This is a genomic window from Bacteroidota bacterium (assembly GCA_039714315.1).
Classification (GTDB): Bacteria; Bacteroidota; Bacteroidia; order Flavobacteriales; family JADGDT01; genus JADGDT01.
On record JBDLJM010000114.1, the window covers coordinates 1 to 10,194 of the forward strand.

The 10,194-nt window shown below is 35.4% G+C and carries 8 protein-coding genes and 1 tRNA gene; 2 read left to right on the plus strand and 7 right to left on the minus strand.

The features are described from left to right. Nucleotides 1-383: 383 nt before the first annotated feature. The 3 genes from ABFR62_10780 to ABFR62_10790 all read right to left on the minus strand — a co-directional run bounded on the left by ABFR62_10780 (nucleotide 384) and on the right by ABFR62_10790 (nucleotide 2,848). Nucleotides 384-1,418 carry a phosphagen kinase gene (locus ABFR62_10780; protein ID MEN8138905.1) on the minus strand — a complete coding sequence of 345 codons (1,035 nt, stop codon included), beginning with the start codon at nucleotides 1,416-1,418 and terminating at the stop codon, nucleotides 384-386. A 229-nt stretch (nucleotides 1,419-1,647) separates the two neighbouring features. Beyond that, complete coding sequence (lgt, locus tag ABFR62_10785; GenBank protein MEN8138906.1) at nucleotides 1,648-2,466, minus strand: prolipoprotein diacylglyceryl transferase; 819 nt, start codon at nucleotides 2,464-2,466, stop codon at nucleotides 1,648-1,650. A gap of 238 nt (nucleotides 2,467-2,704) precedes the next feature. Beyond that, nucleotides 2,705-2,848, minus strand: coding sequence for a hypothetical protein (locus ABFR62_10790; GenBank protein MEN8138907.1), 144 nt, complete (start codon nucleotides 2,846-2,848; stop codon nucleotides 2,705-2,707). Between the two features lie 853 nt (nucleotides 2,849-3,701). On the opposite strand from ABFR62_10790, the gene ABFR62_10795 reads away from it, so the two are divergent. Then, nucleotides 3,702-5,558 carry a 2-oxoacid:acceptor oxidoreductase subunit alpha gene (locus tag ABFR62_10795; protein MEN8138908.1) on the plus strand — a complete coding sequence of 619 codons (1,857 nt, stop codon included), beginning with the start codon at nucleotides 3,702-3,704 and terminating at the stop codon, nucleotides 5,556-5,558. Nucleotides 5,559-5,560: 2 nt separating this feature from the next. After that, nucleotides 5,561-6,580, plus strand: coding sequence for a 2-oxoacid:ferredoxin oxidoreductase subunit beta (locus ABFR62_10800; GenBank protein ID MEN8138909.1), 1,020 nt, complete (start codon nucleotides 5,561-5,563; stop codon nucleotides 6,578-6,580). A 460-nt stretch (nucleotides 6,581-7,040) separates the two neighbouring features. Here ABFR62_10800 and ABFR62_10805 read toward each other — a convergent pair whose 3' ends face one another. The 4 genes from ABFR62_10805 to ABFR62_10820 all read right to left on the minus strand — a co-directional run bounded on the left by ABFR62_10805 (nucleotide 7,041) and on the right by ABFR62_10820 (nucleotide 10,180). Then, nucleotides 7,041-7,439 (minus strand): DUF1232 domain-containing protein, encoded by a 399-nt coding sequence (locus ABFR62_10805; GenBank protein MEN8138910.1) that lies wholly within the window; start codon nucleotides 7,437-7,439, stop codon nucleotides 7,041-7,043. 3 nt (nucleotides 7,440-7,442) lie between these two features. After that, a complete protein-coding gene (locus tag ABFR62_10810) occupies nucleotides 7,443-8,816 on the minus strand; it encodes an exonuclease domain-containing protein (protein MEN8138911.1) in 1,374 nt (457 codons plus the stop codon). A 70-nt stretch (nucleotides 8,817-8,886) separates the two neighbouring features. Continuing rightward, nucleotides 8,887-9,552, minus strand: a complete 666-nt coding sequence (locus ABFR62_10815) for a YggS family pyridoxal phosphate-dependent enzyme (protein MEN8138912.1) — start codon at nucleotides 9,550-9,552, stop codon at nucleotides 8,887-8,889. Nucleotides 9,553-10,106: 554 nt separating this feature from the next. Then, nucleotides 10,107-10,180: transfer RNA gene (locus ABFR62_10820), tRNA-Thr, on the minus strand. Between the last annotated feature and the right edge of the window lie 14 nt (nucleotides 10,181-10,194).

Below are 10,194 nucleotides of genomic sequence, written 5' to 3' on the forward strand. Positions count from 1 at the left end.
AAATATTGAGAATGCATTGGAATGCATGCCTTCACTCCGGCGAAATATTGAGGATGCACCGGAGTGCGTGCCTTCACCCGGTGAAATATTGAGAATGCACCGGAGTGCGTGCCTTCACCCGGCGAAATATTGAGAATGTATTCCAGTGCGTGCCTTCACCCCGGTGAAATATTGAGAATGCACCGGAGTGCGTGCCTTCACCCGGTGAAATATTGAGAATGCACCGGAGTGCGTGCCTTCATTTGGTGAAATATTGAGGATGCACTGGAGTGCGTGCCTTCACCCGGTGAAATATTGAGGATGCATTGGAGCGCGTGCCTTCTCCCGGTTCGGCACCGCACGATTGTATCGCGTGGTTGATGTTTCAAAGTCAGTAACATCTATTATTTCTCCAACAATCGCTCCGTCTTTATTAATTGAATTACTCCCCGATACAAATCTTTTATGGCTTCTACTTCTGTAATACCCAATCTTCTTCGATTACTGATGTCAAATATTGCATTTTGACTATCGGAATGTTCGCCATGAATACCTCTTAGCTGTAGATGATGCTCCTGAGTAATCCTGTCCAATCTTTCTTTATTATTACTGAGTTGTGGTAATGAGATATGAACACTTGCTCTCATAGCCGTACCAAGGTTTGTAGGGCATGAAGATATATATCCTAAACGATCGCTATAAGCAAAGGTCAATTCTTTTTCAAGCTGATCTAATGCGCTAATCAAACGATAAAAAACAGCCTTAATATCTGATCCTTTTTGCATTGAGATAATTCTCATTTGATCTTCTTCGTTTACCCAAACAAGGAAGTTCTTTTTTTCATTATGAAAAATTCCTCTGCCTTCCGGCCAATCCCTGTTTAGTCCGGCTGCTTCCATAAACCGATCTCCCTGCTTAAATAAAAAATGGTCATTGATCATTTCTTCTCTTACTGTTTCCGGCATATTGTTGAGAGCATAATAATTTCCCGACAAATCACCTGTAAGCTTCGCTAATGCAGATTGAATAATATCTGCAATATCATTTCTCTCTTCATTAGATATCATGGAACCAAGAGGGATGTTTTTTAGGTTTCTGCCAACTCTGATCCTTGTTGATAACACATATTTTCCATCCGGATCGGGATTATCAATGTCTAAGTCATCAATGTTTAAATTGCTTTGGTGCTGATCGCTTTTTCCAAAACCGTGGTAATCCTTAATAATGGGATTAAATAATTCTGAAAAAATTTGATAGGATTCCTGATCTCCTGCATAAACACCGATATTACTGTCTGAATTAACCAGCCCGGAATTGATAGCCTGTGTGAGTGAGTAACCGAGAGTTGTTTTTCTATGAATCAATATATCAAATACATCCTTGGTTAAATACTTTTTTAATAATGATTTATTCTCTTCTTTGAAATTTGGAAACTTCATGATATATTAATGTTATTTACAATTCACAGATGTCCATTTTTTTCTTATTGATTTCTTTCAGTAAGACTTTTGGATCAAAAATTTTGACAAAACTACTTATTTCTCTATAAATTGGCTACAAGGTTTTTTAATATGGCATGTTTGCGGACTTTATTCGAAGCACATTTTTTCAATTAAGTACAAATGCCCTGTATTAATAATATACGGTGGGGGAGTGTGCTTATTTACTCTAATTTTTACTATGCTTTATTGAAGAAATGACAAAACCAATACCAATTAATATATATGGAATGCTAAGAATTTGCCCCATATCTAAAATCATTTGACTTTCGTAATCAACTTGGTGTTCTTTTACAAATTCGATAAAAAATCTTGCAGTAAACACCAAAATTAAACTCATTCCGAATAAATACCCTTTTCTGTATTCTTTAAGTTTATATAACCGGAATAGAATAAACGAAATTAGCAAATACGATAATCCTTCGTAAATCTGTGTTGGATGTCTTGGAATATAGTCTACTCTTTCAAAAATAAATGACCAGGGCAGAGTGGAAGGCTTTCCAATTATTTCTGAATTCATAAGATTCGCCATTCGTATAAAAAATCCACCAATAGGAGCAACAATTGCAATTAAGTCAATAGTTTTTATAATAGATTGCTTTGTTTTTTTCGAGTATAAGATTAATGCAATAATTAAACCTAATACACCTCCGTGACTTGCAAGTCCTCTGTATCCTGTGAATTCAATTTCTCCACCAGGTAAAATCTGAATAGGTAGAAATATTTCGATTGGATTATTCAAATAGTACGTTGGGTCATAAAAAATACAGTGAATTAATCTTGCTCCTATTAATATTCCAAGAATACTATAAGTTGCTAGTTTTTCAAGAGCTTCAATTGGGATATGTTCATTTTCAAAAATCCTTTTAAGTATGAAGTAACTTATAATCAATCCACTTACAAAAAGTAATCCGTAGTATCTGATTGAAATACCAAAAAAATTAATTATTTCAGGGTTTGGATTCCAATTTATAAATTCTTGAGCCATATTAAATTATTCGGTTTTTATAATGTTCCGGGATTTTTTTGCATTAGCCCAGCGGTTTTGTATAAGGCCAGTTGGGCGATTTGAAGAAGCACAATCTTTCAATTTAGCACATAAAAAAGCCATTTTCTTTTACTTAAATTATTTTTCTAAGTAACAAAAAAAATGGCTTTGTGGACTTTATAAATTTGGACAATTTTTCAATTATATGTAATCTCGCCCAAATTAGCTTTATACCTTGTTAGGCAAAGTTTTCTTCCGGTTGCATTTCTCTGATGGAATATCCTATCATGAATAGAGCAGATTCAAGTGCTCGTATAGGGCTTGTTTCATTCTTGAAATCTGACTTTTTTGAAAGTTCTTCTAATACTACCGCTTTATCCATTAGTGGTGTTTAGTATAATAATCTGTTTAGTTGCGATATTATTAAAGTCTTTTCAATATTAAAGAATTTTCTTTCACAGTCCGTATGTTTTCGTCTGTGATATTTCATGATGCTTGTCATGCGTTGGTTTTGTACCGAAATTCATTTTGATTAAGGCGGTTTCCAGGCCAATGAATTAATGGAAAATGGTGTTTTTGCTCCTGCGGTCCGCCTGCAGACTCCGGATCTAAAAACGAATATTAAACTGATATTTTTTTCGTTATCTTTTATAAAAGATTAATAGTGTAATACCAAATGAATTTAATAAGGTGCCGGAAGATTTTTTGAGGAATTTTTCAAAAAAAATCCAAAAAAAATAATAGTACAAAATCAGGGAGTGTTTTATGATTAATTATTGTGTTTGGACAAATTGATAAAAAAAATCGAATTGAATGATGATAGTTTAATGAAATCGGTCATTTATTGAGTATAATTGAAAAAATGTGGAATTATTAATGAGGAAATCGCAAAAAAACAGTCTTATTTAGTGAAATAATTGCCGAAAAAATATCAAAGTATGTGACAAATCTCATGGTTTGTGTTTGCGGTTATTAAAATCTTTCGGCATAGTTAAAGAAGTGATAAAAGCTGACAATAATCATGCAGTTTTTTGTAGTTCATAACAAAAAAAAAATCACTTTTGACATGTATTTTAAACATTGTGTTTAGAAGAGAAATAGTAAAAATAGAACCAATTATTAACCAATTACTGAAATATTTCAGGATTAAGCGCTAATTTATATAGGTGAGATTGTATATAACGGTTTCATCATCCATAATTTTTAGTTAGAGCTTAATTAAACCAATTTACAAAATGTCGAGTAATAAAGTTACAAGTACAGAAGTAGAAAAGGTTGTCATTAAATTTGCCGGTGATTCCGGTGATGGAATGCAATTAACGGGAACACAATTTACAGGAACATCAGCCTTATTAGGTAATGATCTTGCAACATTCCCAGATTATCCTGCAGAAATTAGAGCTCCTCAAGGAACTGTAGCAGGAGTGTCAGGATTTCAAGTTCATATTGGAGGAACTGATATCCATACACCCGGAGATTATGCTGATGTGTTGGTAGCAATGAATGCTGCTGCACTTAAAGCAAACCTTAAATGGATAAAATCTTCAAAAACTATTATTGTTGATACAGATAGTTTTAAGAAAAAAGATTTACAAAAAGCCGGTTGGGAATCCAACCCGTTGGAAGATAGTACACTGGATGCCTATAAGGTTATCAAGGCTCCGATTACTTCTATGACTAAGGAGGCTTTGAAAGATTTAGGTCTTGATGCCAAAACTATGGCCAGAAGTAAAAACATGTTTACTTTAGGTATGGTTTATTGGATGTTCTCTCGTCCTTGTGAGCATACAATAAAATTCTTAAACGATAAGTTTGGTAAAAAATTACCTTTAGTAGCCGAAGCTAATATCAAAGCTCTAAGAGCAGGTCGTAATTATGCAAGTACCATTGAGGCGATACCTAATCAAATTACAATTACAGGGTCACAGTCTTTAGAAAAAGGGACTTATAAAAATGTAATGGGTAATGCTGCTACAGCATGGGGGATATTAGCTGCTTCAGCTAAATCGGGAAGAGATGTCTTCTTAGGTTCTTATCCTATTACTCCGGCAACAGAGATATTACAGGAAATAGCTAAACATAAGCATTTTGGAGCTAAAGCTTTCCAGGCTGAAGACGAAATTGCTGGTATTGCTTCTACTATAGGTGCATCGTTTGCGGGATCTCTTCCTGTAACAACAACATCAGGACCGGGACTGGCATTAAAAGGCGAAGCGCTTGGTTTGGCAGTAATGACAGAACTTCCATTAGTGGTAGTTAACGTTCAGCGTGGTGGACCATCAACAGGTTTACCTACAAAAACTGAACAGTCTGATTTAATGCAGGCTTTATATGGACGTAACGGTGAATCTCCTGTTGCTGTAATTGCAGCAAGTAGTCCTGCCGATTGTTTCGATTATTCTTTCGAAGCTTCAAAAATTGCTTTGGAGCACATGACTCCGGTAGTTTTGTTGACCGACGGATACTTAGGAAACGGTTCTGCACCTTGGAAAATTACTAAGATGGATGAACTTCCGGATATTAATCCACCTATCGTAAAAGAAGGAACGGAAAACTGGGAGCCATATTCTCGTGATGCTGAAAGACTTGCCAGAACATGGGCGTTACCGGGAACACCGGGATTAGAGCACCGTATTGGAGGTCTGGAAAAAGACGGTAAAACAGGAAATGTATCCTATGTACCGGAAAATCACCAGTCAATGACTGAGGCTCGTGAAGCTAAAATTGAAAAAATTGCCGATTATTTACCGGAATTACAGGTAGAAGGAGCTCAGGAAGGTGACTTACTTGTAATAGGATGGGGAGGAACTAAAGGTAGTATGTTAACTTCTGTTCGCGAAATGGTTGGAGAAGGTAAGTCTATTGGTTTAGCTCATTTCAACTACATAAATCCATTACAGAAAAATGTAAAAGAAATACTTGGCAGGTATAAGAAAATTGTTGTAGCTGAGCTTAACTTGGGTCAGTTTGCTAACTATTTAAGAATGAGTTTTCCTGAGTTTGAATATAAGCAGTATAACAAAGTTCAGGGATTACCTTTTACAACAATCGAATTGAAAGATGCGTTTAACAAAATTTTAAACGAAAACTAGTGATGGAAACAACAAAAGTAAAATATACATTTAAAGATTTCTCAAGCGATCAGGAAGTAAAATGGTGTCCGGGTTGTGGAGATTATGCTATATTAAGTGCAGTTCAGAAAGCATTGCCTGAAATGGATGTTAAGAAAGAAGATTTCGTATTTATTTCGGGGATTGGATGTTCTTCTCGTTTTCCATATTACATGGATACTTATGGATTCCATGGTATTCACGGACGTGGCTTAGCTATTGCAACCGGTACAAAACTTGCAAATCCAAATCTTAGTGTTTGGCAAATTACAGGTGATGGTGATGCTATGGCAATTGGTGGTAACCACTTTATCCACGCTGTACGTCGTAATGTTGATTTGAACGTTATTTTGTTTAATAACGAAATTTACGGATTAACAAAAGGACAGTTTTCTCCAACTACAAAGCTTGGGATGAAAACTAAAACTTCACCCGAAGGACAAATTCAAAATCCTTTTAACCCGGGAGAATTAGTTATGGGATCAAAAGGTAGATTCTTTGCACGTGTTATGGATAAAAATCCAAAGCACATGAAAGAGGTATTTATCCAGGCTGAAAAATTCAAGGGTACATCGGTTGTTGAAGCATTGACAAACTGTGTTATTTTCAACGATAAAGTTCATGATCAGTTTACTCAAAAGGATCATCAGGATGATATGCTTTTCCTTGAGCACGGTAAACCAATGCTGTTTGGTAAGAATAAAGAGTATGGTTTAATGCTTCACGGGTTTAAACTTATCAAAGTTAAATTAGGTGAAAACCATGTAACTATCGATGATATTCTTGTGCACGATGCCCATGTGGAGGAAACGGGATTAGGTATGATGTTGGTAAATGCAGGTATGGGAGATGGCCTTCCACGTGTGTTTGGAGTAATCCGCTCTGTACAGGAAGATACTTTTGAGGAACGTATGCAGGCTCAGGTAGATAATGTACGCGAAACAAGTAAATTTGCAAATCTTGATGAGTTGTTCGCAAGTGGCGAAACTTGGGAGATTGAGTAAACAGATAATTATCTGATATATATTTAAACGGGAATTCTTTTATTGAGGATTCCCGTTTTTTTTTACCTTCAACTTCGCTCAGGAAGCACCTCTTGTTTGACTCATTTCGGCTGCGCTCACATACTGTGTCGCAATTGAAAAAACACGTCATTTTGAGCGAAGTCGAAAAATTTCATGTTCTGATAATGAGATTTAACTTCGTTGATTCTAAAAAAGTCGGTCGAGATGAGGATAAATTAATTACGACACAGTCTGCTGGTTGCTGAGCGATAGCCGAAGAGCAGGACATCGCTTTTATCTTTTGTCTTTCCTGCCTGACTGAGTCACGCAGGCAGGTATCTTTTATCTTTAGTCTTTTATCTTTAGCCTTTCCTCTTTCCTCTTTCCTCTTTCCTGCCTGACTGAGTCACGCAGGCAGGTATCTTTTATCTTTAGTCTTTTATCTTTAGTCTTTCCTCTTTTATCTTTCCTCTTTCAATCCTTTTTCCCAAATTTTAAACTCTTCAATTTCATTTGAAATTTTACTTAAAACGTAGAATAATATAGTTGCATCGTCTGTAAAGCCAAATACGGGTAAGAAATCAGGAATAACATCAAGAGGATTTACAAAATAAAGCACAGTGGCAACAACCGAAATAATTGTTTTAGTGCTCACATTTTTATAATTGCCTTTAGACCAGTGTTTGATAAGTCTTGTAAGCGTAAATAGTTCATTTTTTATGTTGTTTAAAGACGATTTTCCGGAGCTTAATTTTTTACCCGCTTCAATAATTAACCTTGATATTCTCGATGGGTTCTTAATTAGCTTTGTCGCGTTTTTAAAGGCCGAATTAAATGCGGATATATAAGCTTTGTTCATAGGTTAATTTGCCTTATTTAAATCCAAAATTTTATTTACTCTTTTTCTTCTTAAGTAGCTTTGTATAATGTTTTTTACCTCTTTATTGTGTTTCATTGGTGTAATCAGCGATTTCAATATTTTGGTATTTGCTATTTGATTGTCCAGGTCTGCAAAGCCGAATCCCTTATATATACCATTTTCGACCAGAATAGCCGATTTTTCATTGGGGTTTCTCCCTTTGTCTATTATTAGGAAGTTTTGATTCTCAAAGGAGTGTTTATGTATAATTTTTTCAACTTTTTTATTGTAGTCTTCGGGTAATTCTTCACCAACACAAGCACCGTCGCATTCATCTATTCCATAATGGAAACATGCGCCGTTTGTCTTGTATTGATTAGTTAATTTTTGACATAGCTTGTATTCTTCTCTAAGTTTGTCGAGGGCATTTTTTCCTTCTGTGTTCGAAACAAAGCTGGTTAGTGGTTCTACACCGTTTTTTATTTTTTCTACCTTTAGTTGCAGGTATCCCTTATCGTCTTTAAAGTGATATAAACCGAAGATGAATTTACTTCTTCGTTGGGCTCTGTTGTATTTTGGCAGGTTTGTTTTTATTTCTTCCGATTCTTTAAGTAAAGCAATTAGCTCACTCCCGGTTTCTTCATAACTAACAGCAACAATTTCTTTCTGAATTTTTTTCGCATGCGATGATTTATTCAAAAAATGTTGATTGATTCTTTTTTTGATGTTTTTACTTTTACCTATGTATATTATCTCTCCGCCTTTTTTGTGGATGTAATAAACGCCCGTTGAAGTGGGAAGATCTCTTAAAATGGAAATTAGTTTAGGAGTAAGTTCACTCTTTTTTTCTTCAACAACTGATTCCTTTATAATTTTCTTGCCTGAATCTTTGTTTAAAAGTATTTTGAACAGTTTTACTGTAGCTAGTGCATCACCTGTTGCTCTGTGTCGGTCGGTAACAGGAATGCCAAGCGATCTGCACAGTTTTCCTAGACTGTAAGACTCCATTCCCGGTATTAATGTTTTCGATAATGAAACAGTATCGATTGTTTTTCTTTTGAACTCGTAGCCCAATCTTCCAAATTCAAGTTTTAGGATCCTGTAATCAAAAGATGAGTTGTGGGCAACTATTGTTGTTTCTTCCGTAATTTGAATAATTCGTTTGGCTACTTCGTAAAACTTTGGAGCCGAACGTAGCATTTTATTATTAATTCCTGTTAGTTTAGCCACAAATGGCTGAATAGGAATTTCGGGGTTTATCAAACTGGAGAATTGATCTACAATTTCATGTCCGTCAAATTTATAAATAGCAATCTCTGTGACTCCTTCTTCATTAAATTTTCCTCCCGTTGTCTCTATGTCAAGTATTGCGTACAAATTGTTTTCTTTATTACTGATGAAATTTTTAAGGATTAAATCATTGCATCATTCAATCATTCAATCATTGTTATAGGGCACAGGCCCTAAGTCCGAAAATAGAGCTGCCTATCCTCACCATGTTGGAGCCATTTTCAACAGCGAGATGATAGTCGCCACTCATTCCCATTGATAAGGTAGTGAAATTATCGTTCGAAGTTTTTAATTTGTCGTAAAGTTTCTTCAGGCTTTCAAATTCTTTTGAAATTTTATCCTGATCTTTTGTGTTTGTAGCCATCCCCATCAGACCTGTAATTCTAATGTTTTCGTATGCTCCAAAAGCTTCTGAAGCTAATAAATCATCGATTTCAGAACCTGAAAATCCAAACTTGCTTTCTTCATCGGCTATATGAACCTGTAGCAGGCAATCGATAACTCTTTCGTTTTGCTTTGCTCTTTTGTTTATTTCTTTCAGGAGTTTTGGGCTGTCCACACCGTGAATTAAACTTACAAACGAAGCCATGTATTTTACCTTATTACTTTGTACATGACCTATCATGTGCCATTCAATGTCTTTTGGCAGGTCTTCGTGTTTCTCTACCATTTCCTGAATTTTGTTTTCTCCAAAAACTCTGTGGCCGGCTTCGTAAGCTTCCAGGATATCCTCATTTGGTTTTGTTTTCGAAACCGCAACAAGTGTTACTCCATCAGGCAAAGTGCTCTTTATGTTATCTAAATTTTCAGAAATAATTCCCATCTCTTGTCCGCTATAAAATTCATTACACAGTTAAAGCATAATTGCTTTAATAAATAATAAGTCAATATTGTATGAATCTGCAAATTTACAGTCTAGGATTGATTTATAGAAAGAATAGATGAGATTATTTGTGAGGTTGCCGGAGGGGAGAAGGGGGCAAATCATATTTTTTGGGAGAAAATTATATAAAGCGTTTGGTTGGACCGATTCAATCTATGGTTTACTGCATTTATTTCTTATTAATGAATAATCAATTGGATGAGGGGGTAAAGTTGACAATACTAAATAAAGGACAGTTTAGGTTAGTGAGAGGTGTAGACTAACTAACATGCTTCTGCAGAATCTTTCAATGCCAAAATTAAAGAGTATAGAAGGCAATTTAGAGGAGTGAAAGATATCCTATTTTTCTTGTTCAGATTATGTAAACTTTATGCCTGATTTTTTAAGACTCCCCAGAAAATGGACTTGATCCGATCCTTGATCCGAGAGAGACTTATTCATTAATTGTATAATACAAAAAAAGCAACCCTAAATTAGGATTGCTTTTTTTCAAGAGCCGATGGAGGGACTCGAACCCACGACCTGCTGATTACAAATCAGCTGCTCTAGCCAGCTGAGCTACATCGGCAAAAATTAATATGT

Bases quoted from the DNA above. Each gene is read 5' to 3' on its own strand.
- ABFR62_10780 (MEN8138905.1), bottom strand. From the start codon at position 1,418: ATGAAGTTTCCAAATTTCAAAGAAGAGAATAAATCATTATTAAAAAAG.
- lgt (MEN8138906.1), bottom strand. From the start codon at position 2,466: ATGGCTCAAGAATTTATAAATTGGAATCCAAACCCTGAAATAATTAAT.
- ABFR62_10790 (MEN8138907.1), bottom strand. From the start codon at position 2,848: ATGGATAAAGCGGTAGTATTAGAAGAACTTTCAAAAAAGTCAGATTTC.
- ABFR62_10795 (MEN8138908.1), top strand. From the start codon at position 3,702: ATGTCGAGTAATAAAGTTACAAGTACAGAAGTAGAAAAGGTTGTCATT.
- ABFR62_10800 (MEN8138909.1), top strand. From the start codon at position 5,561: ATGGAAACAACAAAAGTAAAATATACATTTAAAGATTTCTCAAGCGAT.
- ABFR62_10805 (MEN8138910.1), bottom strand. From the start codon at position 7,439: ATGAACAAAGCTTATATATCCGCATTTAATTCGGCCTTTAAAAACGCG.
- ABFR62_10815 (MEN8138912.1), bottom strand. From the start codon at position 9,552: ATGGGAATTATTTCTGAAAATTTAGATAACATAAAGAGCACTTTGCCT.